At 44.9% G+C, this 18970-nt stretch carries 17 protein-coding genes; 10 read left to right on the top strand and 7 right to left on the bottom strand.

All coding sequences use genetic code 11. The annotated features are described in order from the left end of the window. Positions 1 to 60: 60 nt before the first annotated feature. From ACHBGV_RS04310 to ACHBGV_RS04335, 6 genes are read right to left on the bottom strand one after another with little or no spacing between them, the layout of a single operon-like run. Complete coding sequence (locus ACHBGV_RS04310; RefSeq protein ID WP_394735699.1) at positions 61 to 369, bottom strand: peptidoglycan bridge formation glycyltransferase FemA/FemB family protein; 309 nt, start codon at positions 367 to 369, stop codon at positions 61 to 63. Between the two features lie 19 nt (positions 370 to 388). Next, positions 389 to 1618, bottom strand: coding sequence for an aminoacyltransferase (locus ACHBGV_RS04315; RefSeq protein ID WP_105123095.1), 1230 nt, complete (start codon positions 1616 to 1618; stop codon positions 389 to 391). Between the two features lie 9 nt (positions 1619 to 1627). Next, positions 1628 to 2863 carry an aminoacyltransferase gene (locus ACHBGV_RS04320; protein WP_105123096.1) on the bottom strand — a complete coding sequence of 412 codons (1236 nt, stop codon included), beginning with the start codon at positions 2861 to 2863 and terminating at the stop codon, positions 1628 to 1630. Then, positions 2863 to 4080, bottom strand: coding sequence for an aminoacyltransferase (locus ACHBGV_RS04325; RefSeq protein WP_394735700.1), 1218 nt, complete (start codon positions 4078 to 4080; stop codon positions 2863 to 2865). The genes ACHBGV_RS04320 and ACHBGV_RS04325 overlap by 1 nt, the downstream gene beginning before the upstream one ends. After that, positions 4080 to 4889, bottom strand: coding sequence for a sugar-phosphatase (gene yidA / locus ACHBGV_RS04330; protein WP_105123098.1), 810 nt, complete (start codon positions 4887 to 4889; stop codon positions 4080 to 4082). Before yidA ends, ACHBGV_RS04325 begins: the two co-directional genes overlap by 1 nt. After that, entirely contained in the window at positions 4879 to 6192 is a 1314-nt protein-coding gene (locus tag ACHBGV_RS04335; protein WP_170239114.1) for an HD domain-containing protein, read from the bottom strand. Before ACHBGV_RS04335 ends, yidA begins: the two co-directional genes overlap by 11 nt. A 100-nt stretch (positions 6193 to 6292) precedes the next feature. Here ACHBGV_RS04335 and ACHBGV_RS04340 point away from each other — a divergent pair, with 100 nt between their 5' ends. From ACHBGV_RS04340 to ftsX, 9 genes are all read left to right on the top strand, one after another. Beyond that, on the top strand, positions 6293 to 7210 hold the full coding sequence (locus tag ACHBGV_RS04340; RefSeq protein ID WP_105123249.1) for a sulfite exporter TauE/SafE family protein: 918 nt from the start codon (positions 6293 to 6295) through the stop codon (positions 7208 to 7210). Next, positions 7188 to 7574, top strand: coding sequence for a DUF1934 domain-containing protein (locus ACHBGV_RS04345; RefSeq protein WP_105123100.1), 387 nt, complete (start codon positions 7188 to 7190; stop codon positions 7572 to 7574). Before ACHBGV_RS04340 ends, ACHBGV_RS04345 begins: the two co-directional genes overlap by 23 nt. Positions 7575 to 7785: 211 nt before the next feature. Then, a complete protein-coding gene (locus ACHBGV_RS04350) occupies positions 7786 to 10470 on the top strand; it encodes a cation-translocating P-type ATPase (protein WP_394735701.1) in 2685 nt (894 codons plus the stop codon). Between the two features lie 91 nt (positions 10471 to 10561). Then, positions 10562 to 10975, top strand: a complete 414-nt coding sequence (locus tag ACHBGV_RS04355; RefSeq protein ID WP_105110300.1) for a TM2 domain-containing protein — start codon at positions 10562 to 10564, stop codon at positions 10973 to 10975. 187 nt (positions 10976 to 11162) lie between these two features. Next, the gene (locus ACHBGV_RS04360) at positions 11163 to 11654 is read left to right on the top strand and encodes a VanZ family protein (protein WP_172022525.1); all 492 of its coding nucleotides are present in this window, start codon (positions 11163 to 11165) and stop codon (positions 11652 to 11654) included. 38 nt (positions 11655 to 11692) lie between these two features. Beyond that, positions 11693 to 12820 (top strand): tRNA epoxyqueuosine(34) reductase QueG, encoded by a 1128-nt coding sequence (gene queG / locus ACHBGV_RS04365; RefSeq protein ID WP_394735702.1) that lies wholly within the window; start codon positions 11693 to 11695, stop codon positions 12818 to 12820. A 35-nt stretch (positions 12821 to 12855) separates the two neighbouring features. After that, positions 12856 to 13951, top strand: a protein-coding gene (prfB, locus tag ACHBGV_RS04370; protein WP_394735703.1) for a peptide chain release factor 2 whose coding sequence is annotated in 2 segments (ribosomal slippage) — positions 12856 to 12927 and positions 12929 to 13951 — 1095 coding nt in all. Because the reading frame shifts where the segments join, the coding sequence is not laid out codon by codon here. 125 nt (positions 13952 to 14076) lie between these two features. After that, positions 14077 to 14754, top strand: coding sequence for a cell division ATP-binding protein FtsE (gene ftsE / locus ACHBGV_RS04375; RefSeq protein ID WP_105110314.1), 678 nt, complete (start codon positions 14077 to 14079; stop codon positions 14752 to 14754). Beyond that, on the top strand, positions 14747 to 15676 hold the full coding sequence (ftsX, locus tag ACHBGV_RS04380) for a permease-like cell division protein FtsX (RefSeq protein ID WP_105110304.1): 930 nt from the start codon (positions 14747 to 14749) through the stop codon (positions 15674 to 15676). The genes ftsE and ftsX overlap by 8 nt, the downstream gene beginning before the upstream one ends. A gap of 44 nt (positions 15677 to 15720) precedes the next feature. Here ftsX and ACHBGV_RS04385 read toward each other — a convergent pair whose 3' ends face one another. Beyond that, complete coding sequence (locus ACHBGV_RS04385) at positions 15721 to 16356, bottom strand: MBL fold metallo-hydrolase (RefSeq protein ID WP_394735704.1); 636 nt, start codon at positions 16354 to 16356, stop codon at positions 15721 to 15723. Positions 16357 to 16459: 103 nt separating this feature from the next. On the opposite strand from ACHBGV_RS04385, the gene ACHBGV_RS04390 reads away from it, so the two are divergent. Further along, positions 16460 to 18922: a bifunctional DnaQ family exonuclease/ATP-dependent helicase gene (locus ACHBGV_RS04390; protein WP_394735705.1), complete on the top strand. Its 2463-nt coding sequence runs from the start codon at positions 16460 to 16462 to the stop codon at positions 18920 to 18922. Positions 18923 to 18970 lie beyond the last annotated feature (48 nt).

Raw genomic sequence — 18970 nt, forward strand, 5'->3', positions numbered from 1 at the left:
TTTCTATACTGAGTTGGGGAATTCTAGTATATCAGACGAACATGTCTTTTTTGTTGCACTTCATTTTACAACGCGGGCATTAAGTTTTTTGGCAAATTGTTTCAATTCCTGAAAGAAGTCTTTCAAATAACGAGGATCGGTAAAGACTGGACCGTTGTGTAATTCCATATGAAGCCCCCCTGCAATAGTGCTACTAAATAGAACACCGGAAACTTTCACATCTCCCTCAACCTCATAACCTACAATCTTGACGTCGTAGCCTCTTTTTGCTAAGTGGCGAGCCATTTGGGGTGATTGTTCGTAAAATTGACGATTCGCTTTTTTGATATGTTCCTGGAACAATTCATCAGTTATTAGCTCTAAAGTCATAGGAGTCCTCCTAGATGTATCAATATCGACCTAAAACTTTCTTGACAACTTGAATGAGACTGTGCTTAAGTGGATTTGGATAGTACATGAATACTCCGGGTGTACGTTTAATATAGCCGTTAAAATTCTGCTTAAATCGTAGCACACCATCGCTTCCATCAAACTGTCCACTTATCCCTAAGAAGTTATAGGACTGGCATCCGCGCTTGATAGCTTCAAGCATTACATGTTCTTGAAGTATTGCTGGCGCATAGAATTTATTAAATTCAGGATAGGAACCACTATTGAGATAGTAGGCTTCCTTTTTTAGGTAGACAAAAAGGCTTGCACAAAGTGGGACATCTTGTTGCCCATATTTTTCTATCATGTTTCGTGCTTCTTCTTTACGGATTTCAAATGTTTCATACTGACTCTTGAGTTCGCGTAATTGATTTTGCTTTTTTTCTGAAGTTGGATTTTGGAGCAGGTCAGCTTGGAGTTGATCGATCTTGCCTGATAGCCCCCCTTGTTCTCGAGCCAAATTGTCTAAATAGTTCTTGAAATTCAAGCTAGCGACAAGAAACTCTGCCTTATCACCGAAACTATCATATAGGTACTCATAATATTCTAACGGTTTGTCATTAAAATCTCGTCTATCGGAAGTTGCAACCGTTATTTTTTGGAAAAGTGCCAATTGATCCCGCTCTAACTTACGAATGGAGATGCCAAATGTTTTAGCTTTCTTTATGAGTGGCTTCCCTTTCTTACTAAAAGATTGAAATAGATTTTCTTGAGTTAGACCGGTCAAATCTTTGATGTAGTACCAATCCCCTGTAGAATAGCCGACATGTAATCCTTGATGATGGTAACCAATAGAGGTTAATTGGTCAATGATGGTATGATTGATGTCCGTAGTTGGATTGCCATTGGTATCAAATTCCTGGAGGGACTGGTAGGGTTTTACCTTGAGTTCAATTGCCTGCATTTTTTTTGCGAAGTGTTGTAACCCCTTATAAAAATCCTGAAGATAGGTTTCATCAGTACAAATAGGTCCATTGTGAAGTTCCATATGGAGTCCACCAGCAATTGGAGTGCTAAATAAGATAGCGGATACTTTCAAATCTCCTTCTACTTCATAACCTAGGATGGTCACTTCATAGCCCCGCTTTTTTAACAGACTGGCCATTTCTGGAGATTGCTCAAAAAGTTGGGATTTTGCTTGATCAATGTGGGCTTGAAATTCTTGTTCAGTGATTACTCTTAATGTCATATATTTCCTTTATTTTCTGCCTAAAATAGTTTTTAAGGAGCGAATGAGTTTATATTTTATAGGATGTGGGTAGTAACGAAAGGTTCCCATTTTTCGTACGATTGTCCCATTAAAGTTTTGTTTGAAACGGAGAACGCCGTCGCTACCGTCAAATTCTCCACGAATGCCTAAAAGGTTGTAGAAAGGGATATTTTTATCTAGGGCTTTTCGCATAGCGAATTCTTGAAGGGCAACAGGGGCATAAAAAGCATTGAATTCTGTCAGTGAACCGCTGAAGAGATAGACAAGTTCATGGTCGGTATAGACGAAAAGGCTGGCTGCTAGATCGATATCAGCTTCGCCATACTGGTCAATCCATTTCAAGGCTTCTTCTTTGCGGGTTTCAAAGCTCATTACCTGGCTGGTCAACTCGCGGTGCTCGTTTTGTTTTTTTCTAGAATTTGAATTCTTATCTAGTTCTTCTTGGACAGCATCCAATTTTTGTTGGACCTGCTTTTGGCTATCTTCCAAGTGTTGGAGATAGACGCGGAAGTTAATGCTAGCCATAGTGAAGGCAGCCTTTTCGCCAAAGGCATCGAAAAAGTCTTGGTAATAGTCTAGAGATTTATCTGGATATTCTCTTCTTTCTGAGGTGGCGGAAGTGATGGCCTTGAATCGTTCCAGTTGGTCTCTGTCCAACTCACGGATCGTTAGTCCAAAACTATTGGTTTTCTTGACGAGTGTTTTTCCTTTCTTACTAAAGGACGCAAACAAGCTATCTTGAGTCAAGGTTGACAGGTCTTTTACATAGTGCCAGTCTGGTTCTCCTCCTGGATAACCTGTCAAAAGTCCGTCGTGTAAGAATCCGTTGTCGGTCAAGTCTTTGATACGATCTGGCTGTTCAGGCCCAGTAGCCTTTCCGTCGCTGTCAAAGGTTTGGTAGCTGTCATAGGGTTTGACTAAGACTTGCAAGGCACCGCGTTCTTTGGCATAGGTTTTGAGCAAGCGGTAGAAGTGGTGCAAGTATGCCGGGTCTTGGCAAACAGGTCCAGAATTAATTTCCAGATGGAGGCCACCGGTCATCGGAATTGCATAGATAATAGCAGATACAAGAGTTTGCCCTTTGTCAGTCAGGCCGATATAGCGAACATCCATGCCACGTCTTCTTAGGAGTTCAGCCATCTCCTCCGTTTGCATGAATGAACGCTGTGAAACTTGATTGGCATGTTTCTGATAATCTACTAAATTCAGTTCAATTAGCTGCATTAGTGTCGGTTCCTTAATTGTTTTCGGATTGTATAGACGGTGGTTGTTAATTTGTAGAGGAAGCGATTTACTGGGACGGTAAATTCCCCAAGATACTCTTCAATGAGAGGGTTGAATTTTGATTTAAAACTAAAGAGCCCACCATCTAGTTGGTTTTCAATCCCTCCCATATTTTGCCATGAGGCACCGCGATTAAACGCCTGTCTTGCTGTTTCATACCAAGTCAGAATGGCAGGTTGGTAACGGCGGTATTCTTCATCCATTCCAGCATAGAGATTGTCAGAAGTTGGGCCAAAATCAACTGAAAGTGTTGCAGCAAGAGAGGCAAGGTGATGCCCCTCAGCTAATTTCTTTTCCAGGAAAGCCAGTTCTTCTAATGTTTTTTCTGTATCTTCACTATTTTGGGATCGCTTACCTGGCTTAGTCTTTTCTGTAAATTTAAGAGCTTCCTGTGTCAATTTCTCTTTTTGAGCAAGGAGTGTGCTATAACGTTTATCTAAATCCAACTGCGTAATGGTTATAAAGGAATGTTCTGGATAGGTTGTCAGTATTTTTTCATAATAGGCTTTATCTCTCAAAGAGATTGATTTGCGTTTCTCAGTTTTTTTCATGAGTGCAGCAAATTCATCTAGCCATTCGACGCCCCCAACTTGAACTACAAGTCCTTTATTCAAGGATGTGCGAATGGTTTGGCGTGTGCTTTTCGACAGAGTTTCGTCGGAAAAGTAGTCCCTGTGGATATTAGCTTGAAAACGGGGTTGGATACTTTGTGCCATATCCTGAGTCCGTCCTGTCCATTCAGCGCCTGCCTTTTGGAGAATGGCTAGTTGTGCAAGGGTTGTAGGGTTTTCTTCAACTTCTTGTCCAATTTTGTACTGTTTGAGTAGGAGGGCTGGGTCAAATTTAATGAAGAGGGCTCGCTTGATTTTGCCGAATTTTTTTAGAGAAGCAAGGACAAATTGAACCAAGTCTTGGTTTGAGTAGTCCATAATCGGACCACGTGGAATATAGAGCATGCTAAGGCCAGCAGGTAAGGGGCGGATTAGGACAGAAGCAACGGCCACTAAACTGTCATCTTGGTAGAATCCCAAGCGCTCATTTCCCCAGTTGTCCTTAATCTTTGCCCAGGAGCTGCTTTGCAGGAGGTTGACCTGTTCATGGATTTTTACAAATTGATCGTGTTCCTCGGCGGAGATGCCGATTTTATATGTAAACATTAGTCTAATACCCACTCTCTAAGGGCGTAGGCAACGCCCGATTCGTCATTTGATTTGGTAATGTACTTGGCGATTTTTTTCAATTCGGAATTACCGTTTTCCATGACAACAGGACTGCCAACCACCTCTAGCATAGAGCGGTCGTTTTCCTGGTCGCCGATGGCCATGGTCTGATCCATAGTCAGGCCTAATTTAGCAGCCAGCTGAATAATAGCTTGGCCCTTATTGACTGTCTTAGGTGTGATTTCTAAGTAAAATGGAGCTGATTTTGCGACATTGTACTTATCTGTCAGGTTGCTAGGTAGTTGTGGAATAGCAGCATCTAGTACTTCAGCCTCATCGACCATCATGCATTTGATGATTTCCTTGCCCACCATTTCCTCTGAGGTTCTATAAAAGACCGGCGAGCTCACCAACATGGCCTCATAGACAGTGTACTTGCCGATATTGCGGTTAGCAGTGTACATGCCTTCCTTGGTGCTGGCATGCATAGGCAAGTTGAGCTTGCGGGCAGCCAGTTCAATATCCAAATAATCATCGTATGAAAGCGTGTCTTTGACAATATCCTCGCCGGTAGCTGCATCCTGGACTAAGCCACCGTTGAAGGTGATTACGTAATCACCAGCCTCTGTCAGGTTGAGCTGGTCTAGGATTGCACGGACACCAGAAATAGGTCGTCCTGTGGCGATAACAATTTTGACACCTGCTTTTTTAGCATCCTGAATAGCCTGGAAGACCTCAGGTGTGATTTCGTGTTGGCTGTTTAAGAGGGTGCCGTCGATGTCGATAGCAACTAGTTTAATGGTCATGTTGGTCTCCAATTACAAATTGATCATTGTGAACATGGCTGATAAATGCCGCTGTTTGCTGGGAGAAAATCCCAGACTCATCCAGCATTTCCTTGGGGAAATAGAAACGGCTGTCGCCATGAATGGTTCCAGATAGGGCAGCGACGATAGGAGATAGGGCAGATAGTTCTACCAAAATCTCATCCTTGCGGTGGATTTCAATCTGGGTCCGTTTTTTCTCGGCATTGGGCCTGTAGATATCGTAAGGCAGGTCAAAATTATGGTGGATAGCTGTATAGTATTCGGGGTCAAAGCCTACATCGGCCACCAGGCTGCGAAGAGAGTCTAATTGAGCCTCTTGCTCGGCCTTAAAGGTAATGGACTTGAAGACCTTACGATTGATATAGCGCTGGGCCAGGTCCGACAAAATGCGGTCTGGTCCGTCAATCCAAGACTGGAAGTAGGTATTCATAACCCCGTCGTCCAAGGACAAGTAGTCTGCTAGGGTAATGCGATGTTCGAAAAATGGCAGCAGTCGTGGAGAGGTTCTGGCAAAGAAATCCTGCTCGCTAGTATAGAGCAATTTAGCACGGTTGAGCAGGTTTTGCAGCAGGACCTCCATAGAGCGGCTGGCTGGGTGGAAGTAGACCTGCATATACATCTGGTAACGGCTGAGGACATAGTCTTCCACCGCATGCATCCCCGACTCCTTAAAGGCAATGCCATTTTCAGTCGGACGAATAACTCGGAGAATGCGGGTCAAATCGAATTCCCCATAGTTGGTGCCTGTAAAGTAGGAATCCCGAAGGAGGTAGTCCATTCTGTCCACATCAATCTGGCTGGAAATCAACTGGACCACCTGTTTATTGGGATAGGTATGGTTAATGACGCTGGCGACTTTATCTGGAAAATCAGGGGATACCTGCCTCAGAATGCTGTTTATTTCTGTTTCTGGACTGCTAATGATGGCGCAGGTCATTTCCTCATGGTCGGTATCAAAGAGGCGCTCAAAAGTGTGGGAATAAGCCCCGTGGCCCACATCATGCAAGAGAGCAGCCACCATGGTCAGTAGAGAATCAGACGGGTCCCAGAGTTCGGCATACTTGTCTTCAAATTTTTGGGTAATCCGTCTGGCAATTTCATAGGCACCGAGACAGTGGGAAAAACGGCTGTGCTCACCACCATGGAAGGTATAGGAAGTGGTTCCCAATTGCTTGATGCGGCGCAGTCGTTGAAATTCCTTGCTGTTAATTAGTTTGTAGATAAGTTCATGGTCCACATGGACGTAGTTATGAACCGGATCACGAAAAACTTTTTCAATCATAACCTTCATTATAGCAAAAAAATAGATTTTTTTCTTCAATTTGAGGCACTACAAGGATATTGAGATGTACCCCGGTGCAGTTTTTGAGTATAATGGAGGAATGACAGATCAACTTATTTTGCGTGCCATTCAGTTCTTGCTGATGAGCTTGATTATTTACATGCTTTATTTGATTTTTTCCCATATCCGCAAGCATAAAATATCCATAACAGACCGTTTTTGGACAGGGTTTGGTATTGGCTTTGTGACGGACTTGTTGGATACCTTGGGTATTGGAACCTTTGCGACGACCACCAGTCTCCTCAAGGCGACCAAAATCATCCAGGACGACCGGAAAATTCCAGCAACTATGACTACGGCCCACATTATTCCAATTTTGATAGAGGCCTTGATTTTCATCACTATTGTTGAGGTGGAAATGACCACCCTAGTACCTCTCGCGATAGCAGCCTTTGCAGGAGCCTCGGTTGGTGCACGGGTGAGTCAAGATTGGGATACCCGCAAGGTTCAGCGTGTCTTGGGGATTTTGTTGCTAGTGGCGGCGGGCATCATGGTCTATCGTATGATAACTAATCCTGGTGCTGACCTAGATAACGCCGTTCGTGGTTTGACGGGCTGGAAATTGTTGGTCGGCATCATCTTTGACTTTTTCATTGGCATGTTGCTTAGCATGGGCCTTGGAAATTATGCACCGGAATTGATTTTCTTTTCCCTGATGGGTATCAGTCCAGCAGTAGCTCTGCCTGTTATGATGCTCAATGCGGCAGTCATGTTATCAGCAGGTGCACGACAATTTATTCAGTCTGGTCGTGTCAATTGGCCAGGCGTTCCAGGAATTATCCTGGGAGGAGTGCTTGGCGTTCTGACAGCGGCCTTCTTCCTGTCCAATCTCGATATCAATAAGCTGAAAGTGCTGGTTGTTTTCATCGCAGCTTATACAGGCCTCATGTTGCTCCGCTCATCCTTTATCAAAAATGCCAAACAGGAGAAAGTATATGCAGATTCGCTTGAGAAATGAAATTGACCTGGACGGTCAGCTAGAAGTGGTAGATCAGGTCTTTCCGGTAGATGTCAAGGAAAAAGACGGTTCCCTCTATCTGCTCTATACCAATGACGAGAAGGAAAAAGTAGCGATTAAATGTGGTGAGGCCGAGCTAACCATGACGCGCTTTTCCAATCCCAAGTCCATTATGCGCTTTCTGGCGGATGGTGAGGCTATCGTGACCATTCCCACGCCCATGGGTATCCAGCATTTTGTGACCCATACCAAAGGCTACCAGCTAGATAGGGAAAATCAATCGGTTTTACTGGCTTACGATTTGAAGGGACTAGAGAACCAACAACTCTTTGCTTCCTATCAAATGGAAATTTCTTGGAAATAAAACGTTTTCAAGTGTAAATCTATTTGACCTGTCAAAAAATTTTGGTATAATAGAGGACAAATCGAGGGAGTAGCTAACGGACTTGTCCGTGATAGTGTCGTCAATCCGAAAATCGTTTCCGGCACTATCTTAAATAGCGAGACTTGTTTTAATAAAACAGGTCTCTTTTTTATTTCTTTAAGTAAAAAGGGGATCGAAAAGGAGAAAAACAGTGTCAAAAGAACAAAAACGCGATTTGTTTTATACTCAAAGCGAAGAGCAAGTATTGTCTAGCTTAGGTTCATCCTTGGACGGTTTGACCAGCGACGAAGCTGGTAAGCGTCTGGGAGAATATGGTCGTAACGAATTGGATGAGGGTGAAAAACGTACCCTTCTGGCTAAATTCCTAGACCAGTTCAAGGACTTGATGATTATCATCTTGATCGGTGCAGCCATTCTTACAGTTATCACTGAAGGTTCACACGGTTTGACAGATGCTATCATCATCTTGGCCGTAGTTATCCTCAATGCAGCCTTCGGTGTTTACCAAGAAGGTCAAGCTGAGGCAGCCATTGAAGCGCTGAAAAACATGTCTAGCCCAGTGGCGCGTGTCCTTCGCGACAACCATATCACTGAGGTGGATTCAAAAGAATTGGTTCCAGGTGATATCGTCTTGCTCGAAGCAGGTGATGTCGTTCCAGCCGATATGCGTCTCTTGGAGGCTAACTCCCTCAAAATCGAAGAAGCCGCTCTTACTGGTGAATCTGTTCCTGTTGATAAGGACTTGAGTGCTGAATTGGCAGAAGATGCGCCAATCGGTGACCGTGTCAATATGGCCTACCAAAACTCAAACGTGACCTACGGTCGCGGTCTTGGTGTGGTAACCAACACAGGTATGTTTACTGAGGTTGGTCACATTGCTGGCATGTTGGCAAATGCTGATGAGACAGACACACCACTCAAGCAAAACTTGCACCAATTGTCTAAGGTCTTGACCTACGCCGTTTTGATTATTGCAGTTATCACCATGTTGGTATCTGTATTTGTCCGTGGTGAAGGTATCTTGCCAGCCCTTATGACATCCGTTGCCCTTGCGGTTGCGGCGATTCCAGAAGGCTTGCCAGCTATTGTTACTGTTGTCCTCTCGCTTGGCACCCAAGTATTGGCTAAACGGAATTCTATTATCCGTAAGTTGCCAGCGGTTGAAACACTTGGTTCAACTGAAATTATCGCTTCCGATAAGACTGGTACCTTGACCATGAACCAAATGACGGTTGAGAAAGTCTATACAAACGGTCAATTGGTGGATGCTAAAGAAGCTTTGGATGCTAGCAATACAACGCTTCGTGTTATGAACTTCGCCAACGATACAAAGGTTGACCCAACTGGTAAATTGATTGGTGACCCAACTGAAACAGCTCTTGTTCAATTTGGTTTGGACAAATCCTTCGATGTTCGTGAAGTTTTGGCTAGCGAGCCACGTGTGGCTGAATTACCATTTGACTCAACACGTAAATTGATGTCTACCATTCACCAACAAGCTGCAGGCAATTTCTTTGTAGCGGTAAAAGGTGCACCAGATCAGTTGCTCAAACGTGTGACTCAAATCGAAGAAAACGGCACTATCCGTCCGATTACAGATGCGGACAAGGATGCTATTCTTGCAACCAACAAATCACTTGCTAAGCAAGCTCTTCGTGTCCTCATGATGGCTTACAAGTATGTGGATGCTATCCCAGAATTGGAATCTGAAATTGTGGAAAATGACCTTGTCTTCTCAGGTTTGGTTGGTATGATTGACCCTGAGCGTCCAGAGGCTGCTGAGGCGGTTCGTGTCGCGAAAGAAGCGGGTATCCGTCCGATCATGATTACCGGTGACCACCAAGATACAGCTGAGGCTATTGCCAAGCGTCTTGGTATCATTGATGAAAACGATACAGAGGACCACGTATTTACAGGTGCAGAGCTCAACGAATTGACAGACGAAGAGTTCCAAAAAGTCTTCAAGCAATATTCAGTTTATGCGCGTGTGTCTCCAGAGCACAAGGTTCGTATCGTTAAGGCTTGGCAGAATGACGGTAAGGTTGTTGCCATGACTGGTGACGGTGTTAATGATGCGCCATCTCTGAAAACAGCGGATATCGGTATCGGTATGGGTATCACTGGTACAGAGGTTTCGAAAGGTGCTTCTGACATGGTCCTTGCTGATGACAACTTCGCGACCATCATCGTTGCGGTTGAAGAAGGACGTAAGGTCTTCTCAAACATTCAAAAGACTATTCAGTACCTCTTGTCAGCCAACACGGCAGAAGTTCTCTGTATCTTCCTTGCAACCCTCTTTGGTTGGGACGTATTGGAGCCAGTTCATCTTCTTTGGATTAACTTGGTAACAGATACACTTCCAGCTATCGCCCTTGGTGTTGAACCTGCTGAGCCAGGTGTTATGCAGCACAAACCTCGTGGTCGTAACTCAAGCTTCTTCTCAGGTGGTGTCTTGAGCTCTATCGTTTACCAAGGTATCCTTCAAACTGTACTTGTTTTGGGTGTTTACGGATATGCTTTGTTATTCCCAGAACACAGCACCTATGAAGAAATTCACGCAGATGCGCTTACCATGTCTTACTTGACACTTGGTTTGATCCAGTTGGTACATGCCTTCAACGTTAAGTCTGTTTACCAATCTATCTTTACCGTTGGTCCATTTAAGAACAAACTCTTTAACTGGTCTATCGTAGCTGCCTTCTTGCTCTTGATGGCAACTTTGGTAATTCCAGGATTCAATACCTTCTTCAAGGTTTCAATCTTGACACCAACTCAATGGTTGGTAGCAATTATTGGTTCAGGTCTCATGGTTGTTGTTGTTGAAATTGTCAAATTTGTTCAACGCAAGATGGGCTTGGATGAAAAAGCTATCTGATTTGAATAGAATGAACTAACTCAGGAAACTGGGTTAGTTTTTTTGTTGAAGTTGGCATAAGGGAGTGGTAAACTAGAGGAAAGGAGTTTTTATGAATTACCCACAAACCTATGTTTTGAACAACAGCTCGTCTTTCCCTAGTGAAAAATTGCCCCTCTTGCAGCAGGAACTGGCTGGTCTTGACGATTCAGCTCTCAATGCTTTGATGATGGTACCCTTGAAGAATCCTCTGGTGGCTCTCTTGTTGGCTATTTTCTTTGGTGAATTGGGAGTGGACCGTTTTTATGTTGGAAATAAGGAATTAGGATTTCTCAAGCTTGCTGCCATGGGCATTACCTTTGTCCTTATGTTTGTCTTGATTGGTTTTCTACTTTTGCCTTTGATTTACCTCTGGAAACTAATCGACTGCTTTTTGATTATGAAGGCTTGTAAGGAGGCCAATTACCAGCGTCTGATGAAACAGATTTATGAATTTAAGGCCTTTCAAGAAGGGCATCATATTTAGCGAAACTCGGTCTGACCGGGTTTTCTTTCTTTACAGGTGTGGAAAGTTTGAGCTGATTTTGTCACAGAAGTGTCATTTTTGAACCTTCTATTTGTGGTATAATGATAGAGCTTGTGTTCACAGATGGACACTTTTATATCAGTTAACGGTGAACTCGGGTTTGATATGTAGATTGAAGGGAGGAGTCATGATGACAAGAAAGATAGCACGAATTTCTTTTATTATCTATCTGCTGGTGCTGATTTGGATTATCGTTTTTAAGATGGATTTGTCCACTTTGTACGGTCGCTATGGCTATGCCAGTCTCAATCTCATTCCTTTTGCTGGGACGGCTGTTTATAATGGTGTTCTGGATTATCCAGAAATCATTTTTAATATTGCCAGCTTTATTCCCTTTGGGTTCTACATGGAAATAATCTTTCGGAAGGCCGAGTGGGAGCGAAATTTAGCTGTCATTCTGCTGGCCAGTCTGGGCTTTGAAGTGGTGCAATACCTGCTCCTGTTGGGGGTGGCAGACATCACGGACCTGCTGGCAAATGGTCTGGGCGGAGCCATTGGGATTAACCTCATGTACCAGGCGACGGCTGTTTGGCGGGAAAAGGCCTACTGGAGAATGACTATTTTTGCTGGCCTGGCTACAATTTTCTTCATTCTTTTAACTTATTTTTATATCTACTAGCTTGAAAAGCATATACTAAATTTGTTACAATGGACATAATGACAATCAAAGAAGAAATTATCAAATTGTCCCAAGAAATTGGCATTTCTAAAATTGGCTTCACCACAGCGGATGATTTTGATTATTTGGAAAAATCCCTGAGGGCTGGAGTCGAAGAGGGGCGAACAACAGGTTTTGAGCATAAGAATATTGAGGAACGGATTCGGCCAAGATTAAGTTTAGAATCCGCCAAGACCATTATCTCCATTGCTGTAGCCTATCCACGTCACTTGCCGGTCAAGCCGGTCAAAACCCAGTACAAGCGCGGTAAGATTACGCCTAATTCTTGGGGCTTGGATTATCATTATATTCTCCAAGATAAGTTGGAGCGCTTGGCTCGTGGCATCGAACAACTGACCGAGGGCTTGGAATACAAGGCCATGGTAGATACGGGCGCCCTCGTTGATACGGCTGTAGCCAGACGGGCAGGTATTGGCTTTATCGGCAAAAATGGCTTGGTCATCTCCAAGGAATTTGGTTCCTATATGTTTCTTGGGGAATTAGTGACCAATCTAGACATTGAACCCGACCAGCCAGTTGATTATGACTGTGGTGATTGCAACCGCTGCGTTGAGGTCTGTCCGACCTCCTGCCTGATTGGAGATTCGACCATGGATGCGCGACGATGTCTGTCCTTTCAAACTCAGGACAAGGGCATGATGGACTTGGAATTTCGCAAGAAAATCAAGACCGTTATCTACGGTTGCGATATTTGCCAGATTTGTTGTCCTTACAACAAGGGAATTTCCAGTCCCCCTGTAGTAGAAGTGGATCCCGATTTGGCTGAGCCGGAGTTAATTCCCTTTCTGGACTTGTCCAATGGGCAATTCAAGGAAAAATTTGGCATGATTGCAGGCTCTTGGCGGGGGAAAAATATTCTCCAGCGCAATGCTATTATTGCACTGGCCAATGCCAATGACCGTTCTGCCATTCCCAAACTGATTGAAATCATTGATAAGAAGCAAAATCCGATCCACATGGCGACAGCGATTTGGGCTCTGAGCCAGCTGGTTAAGCAACCCAATCAGGAGCTGGTAGACTTTATCGCAAGTCTGACTTCTGATCATGAGGATGTGCGTGCGGAGCAGGCTGCTTTCTTAGAACTGGTGAAATCTAGGAAACTATGATATAATGAAAAGATAAAATTTTGAACGAGGTACTTATGGATACAGCAGAAATTCGCCAAAAGCTGGAAGAGCTTGGCAACAAATTAACATCATTTAGGAGGTCTCTTTGACTTAGAAGGTCTGGAAGAAGAGATTGCCATTCTTGAGAATAAGATGACGGAGTCAGATTTTTGGAATGATAATTTGGCGGCTCAGAAAACCTCTCAAGAATTAAATGAACTGAAAAATACCTATGGAAATTTCCATCAGATGATTGACCTCTACGACGAGGCTGAAATTCTCTTGGATTTCCTAGCGGAGGATGAGTCGGTTCGTGAAGAATTGGTTGAAAAATTGGCAGAGCTGGACAAACTCATGACCAGCTACGAGATGACCTTGCTCCTGTCAGAGCCCTATGACCACAACAATGCCATCTTGGAAATCCATCCGGGCTCTGGTGGAACAGAAGCACAGGATTGGGGTGAGATGCTCTTGCGCATGTACCAGCGTTATGGTAATGCCAAAGGTTTTACAGTCGAAACGCTGGATTATCAAGCGGGTGACGAGGCTGGTATCAAGTCTGTGACGCTTAGTTTCACAGGACCAAATGCCTACGGGTTGCTTAAGTCAGAAATGGGTGTCCACCGTTTGGTGCGGATTTCTCCCTTTGACTCAGCCAAGCGTCGCCATACCTCCTTCACGTCTGTTGAAGTCATGCCTGAGTTGGACGATACTATTGAAATTGAAATCCGTGATGATGAAGTCAAGATGGATACCTTCCGATCGGGTGGTGCCGGTGGTCAGAACGTCAACAAGGTGTCGACCGGTGTGCGTTTGACCCACATTCCGACAGGAATTGTGACCCAATCAACCGTGGATCGTACCCAGTATGGCAACCGTGACCGGGCTATGAAACTCCTGCAGGCTAAATTGTATCAATTGGAGCAGGAGAAGAAGGCGGCAGAAGTCGACTCGCTCAAGGGTGACAAGAAAGAAATCACTTGGGGAAGCCAAATCCGCTCATACGTCTTTACACCTTATACTATGGTCAAAGACCATCGGACGGGATTTGAAGTGGCTCAAGTCGATAAGGTCATGGATGGAGACATTGAAGGTTTCATCGATGCCTATCTCAAATGGCGGATTAGCTAAGAATACAGAAAGGACTGTCACAGACAGGAAATTCTATGGGAATTTTTAAAAAGAAAAATAGAAGAAATGCGAGTGGTCGCTATCTAGACTCAGATCAGCCGGCCGCTCCAAGACGTATTATTGAAATGAAGGACGTTACCAAGAAATATAGTAACGGAACGACTGCTCTTCGCGGTGTGTCCATCAATGTCGATGCGGGCGAGTTTGCCTACATCGTTGGACCATCAGGAGCAGGGAAGTCTACCTTCATCAAACTCCTCTACCGTGAAGAAAAATTGGATAAAGGTAGCTTGACGGTTGGGAATTTCAACCTTGCTAAGATCAAGAAAAAGGATGTTCCCCTCCTCCGCCGTAGTGTGGGAGTTGTCTTCCAGGACTACAAGCTCTTGCCTAAGAAAACGGTCTATGAGAATATCGCCTATGCCATGGAAGTTATTGGTGAAAAACCGCGTAATATCAAAAAACGTGTCATGGAAGTCTTGGACCTGGTGGGACTTAAGCACAAGATCCGTACTTTCCCGAATGAGCTTTCAGGTGGTGAGCAGCAGCGGATTGCTATTGCGCGTGCCATTGTCAACAATCCCAAAGTCTTGATTGCGGATGAGCCGACAGGTAACTTGGACCCGGAAAATTCATGGGAAATCATGAGCTTGCTGGAGCGCATCAATCTGCAGGGGACAACAGTTCTCATGGCTACCCACAACAGCCAGATTGTAAACACTCTCCGTCATCGCGTTATTGCGATTGAGGATGGTCGAGTGGTTCGTGACGAAGCGGAAGGAGACTACGGATACGATGATTAGACGATTTTTTAGACATCTATGGGAGTCGCTCAAGAGTCTCAAACGAAATGGTTGGATGACGGTTGCGGCGATTTCTTCTGTGGCCATTACCCTGACCTTGGTGGGAATCTTTGCTTCTGTGATTATCAATACCGCTAAGTTGGCTTCGGATTTGGAAAACAATGTCCGCATCAATGTATTCTTGCGGGCCAATTCGACAGACCAGGCTGAAACCATTGTAGATGACGAAGGTAAGACAGTTGCCAATCCTAACTTCAAGGCTGTTTACAATAAAATCACAGCCCTGCCAAACGTTGAGACGGTGACTTATTCTAGCAAGGATGAGCAGTTGCAGAAGTTGACAGCGACCTTGGGTGATACCTGGAATCTCTTCCAGGGGGATGCCAATCCGCTCTATGATGCCTATATCATTGATACGACTGAGCCACAATATGTCAAGTCTGTGGCGGCTGAAATTGCCAAAATTGACGGTGTGACAGAGGTTCGAGATGGAGAGGTTGAGACGGAGCGTATCTTTAAGTTGGCTGGGATGGTTCGGACCTGGGGTCTGGCTGCAGCAGCCTTGCTTCTCTTTACAGCGATTTTCTTGATTTCCAACACCATTCGGATTACCATCATTTCCCGCAGTCGTGAAATTCAGATTATGCGACTGGTTGGAGCGAAAAATTCCTACATCCGTGGTCCTTTCCTCTGGGAGGGAGCTTGGGTAGGTTTGCTGGGAGCGGCTCTTCCAGCAGCTCTGGTCTATTTCCTCTATCAAATGGTTTACAAATCCGTGAATGCGAGCTTGGCTAGTCAAGACCTATCCCTACTTCCGGTTGATATCTTTGTTCCCATCATGGTGGGAGCGCTGGTTGTCATCGGTGTGTTGATTGGTTCAATCGGATCGGTTATCTCAATGAACCGCTATTTAAAAATTTAAGAATACTAAAAATCCTAAGAAGTTTGGCTTCCTAGGATTTTTGCTTATCTAAAAAAGGGATTGAAATTTTTCTCGTGGGCAACGGTAGTGTTTTGACCGTGGCCTGGATGGACTGTGTAGTGGTTGGGGAGGGTGAAAATATGCTCCTGGATGCCGGCAATCAAATCATCAAAATTGCTGGTTGGAAGGTCTGTGCGGCCGATGTTTTCCCGGAAGAGGGCGTCGCCGGTGACAACAGCTTTGGCTTCAGGAAAAATGAAAGAAACACCGCCAATCGAGTGGCCAGGCGTAGGAACAACCTTGAAATGAAAGCCGTCAAGCTGGTAGTCTTCCTGATATTGAAAAACTTGCTCTGCGGGCTTGCAGACGACATTTTCCATATCATCGTGACGGGGTAGACCAGACAGGTTCATCTCCGGAGTATAGAGCCAACTAGCCTCGCTTTCGGCCACATAAACGGGTGGAAAACCGTAGGTCTCACGCAGGATGTCTAGACTTAGGATGTGGTCATAGTGGGTGTGGGTAAGCAGGATGGCTGTGATAGGCTTGCCAATTTTTTCGATAGTGGCCTGAATTTTATTCCAATCGCTGCCTGGATCGACCACCAGCAGATGGCTATCGTTTTCGATATAATAAGTGTTTTGGGTGGCAACTCGGTTGACAGATTTGTGGATTTTCATGGGGGCTCGCTTTCTCTCCTTATTCTATCTAATAGTCTAACAGAAAATGGGGCATCCTTCATGGATTTTGTTTTTCATGGCCTATCTATGCTATAATGTTTTTATGAAAGAGACGAAATCAAGCAATCGGTATACTGTTGTTGATTTGGAAGCAACGGGTACGGGTATTGATGCTAAAATTATTCAAATAGGAATTGTCATTGTTGAAAATGGTCAGATTGTCGAAACTTTTTCAACGGACATCAATCCCTATGAGCCCCTGGATGAACATATTGTTGATTTGACGGGGATTACGGACAAGCAATTGTCCCAGGCACCCAGTTTGGGCCAGGTGGCCGGTCAGATTTATGAATTGCTGGCTGATGCTATTTTTGTCGCCCACAATGTGACCTTTGATGCCAATTTGCTGGCGGAAGCCTTGTTTTTTGAGGGTTATGAACTCCGCACACCGCGGGTAGACACTGTCGAGTTATCCCAGGTCTTTTTCCCTACCATTGACAAGTACAGCTTGGGCAATCTTTCTGATAAATTGGACCTGGGTTTGGATCAGGCCCATACGGCCTTGGCAGATGCTACTGCGACAGCCAACTTGCTCTTGAAAATCCAGGAAAAAATCCTCTCCCTGCCCAAATCCATGGTGGAACAACTAGTGCAGTTATCTGATTGCCTGCTCTACGAGTCTCGCTTAGTCATTGAGGAATTGCTACCACAGCTGTCGGATCAGGTCTCGTTAGACCTGGTTTGCTGCCACGGCTTGTTTTTGCAAGAATCTATTGAAGTTCCGGTTTCGCGCAAGTTTTCGGATGATTTTGTGACCAATCTGGGACTGCTGGGTCTCTATGAGCGGAAAAAGCAAACGGCCTTTGCAGGCTTGGTTGAGGAACGATTAAGTGATGAACAACAGGTTCATTTTATCCAGGCCCAGGCTGGTCTTGGGAAGACCTACGGTTATCTCTTGCCGCTCCTGGCTAAAACTGACCAAAAATTACTGGTCTCCGTGCCAACCAAGCTCTTGCAGGAACAAATTATGTCCAAGGAAGGCAAGCGCTTAGCAGAAGTTTTTCACATTTCTATTAGTTCCCTCAAGGCACCCCAGCATTTTATTAAGCTAGACAACTATTGGCAGACCCTGCAACGCCAGGATGACAACCGTCTGGTCAATCAGTTTAAAATGCAGGTCCTGGTCTGGCTCAGTGAGACGCAGACAGGGGACTTGGACGAGCTCAAGCAGAAACAGCGTTACCAGGCCTATTTTGATGAAATTGCCCATGATGGCAAGTTGTCGGAGGATAGCCTTTTTTGGGACCAGGATTTCTGGAGAAAGGTGCAGAGAAGGGCTGTAGACAGTCGGCTCTTAATCAGCAACCACGCCTATTTTTTGAGCCATCTTAAGGACCAGGACCCCTTGATGAACCAGCGCCTTGTGGTCATTGATGAAGCGCAAAAATTGCTATTGGCAGCGGAGAATTTGGCCACTGGGCAGGTCAATATGACCCAGCTTTTGCAAACCCTGCAGAGCAAGAAAGACAGGACCAGCAACCTACTGGACCAGCGCTTGTATGAATCCTGCCAATTTGAGCTGCAGCACCTGATGACAGATTTCCGCAAGCAGGCTGACCGCAAAATCACTCGGACAGACTTGGACCAGTTGCGTCAGAATCTGCTGGAGTTGCAGGATTATGATTTGCAGGAATTGACGGATTTGTTGACCTACTATGAGCGTTTTTGGCTGGAAGACCATCGCCTGGCCGACAAGCGACTGACCTACCTGCGTGGGACCAAGGAGGATTTGCTAGATGTCAGTAGCTACCTGCCCCAGGGTAAGATTTTCTGTATCAGTGCCACACTGGACATTAGTAGTAAGGTCAACCTGGCGGATTTGCTGGGCTTTCAGGAAGTCACGTTTGACCGTCTCCCTCATCAACTGACCACCAACCAGCAGATTATCATTCCCCGTGGGCTGCCGGATATTCAGAGCCTGACCAAGGAGGAGCATGCTGGATTTATTGCCGAGCGTTTGGGGGAAATAGCAGAGCTGGGACGACCGATTTTGGTTCTCTTTACCTCTATTTCCCTGCTCTTGGAGGTAGCGGATCTATTGGAAGAGGCAGGATTGCCCTATCTAGCCCAGCATAAACATGGGACAGATGCCAGTTTAAAACGACGATTTGAACGGGGAGAATGTCAAATTCTTCTGGGAACGGGCATCTTCTGGGAAGGTGCAGATTTTGCCGACCAGGACCAGATGATTCAAGTCATTCCCCGCCTGCCGTTTGAAAATCCCAAGGATTCCTTTGTTCAAAAGGTAAATAGGAAACTGATTCAAGAGGGGAAAAATCCTTTTTATGACTACCATTTACCTATGATGATGATAAAACTCAAGCAGGCTATTGGTCGGACCAATCGCTATGATCGCCAAGAATCTGCTGTCCTTCTCCTGGACAATCGCCTCCAGACCAAGCAATATGGGCAACAGGTTATTGATTTTCTAGAGCAGGACTACCCGGTAGAAGGGGTGCAAGAGGCGGCAATCATGGATGCCCTGAGCTATTTTTTCAGTGAGTGAGCCGAAAGGCTCTTTTCTTCTAACATGAACATAGAAAATTCATGCAAA

Source organism: Streptococcus sp. A34, from assembly GCF_043674115.1.
GTDB lineage: Bacteria > Bacillota > Bacilli > Lactobacillales > Streptococcaceae > Streptococcus > Streptococcus suis_V.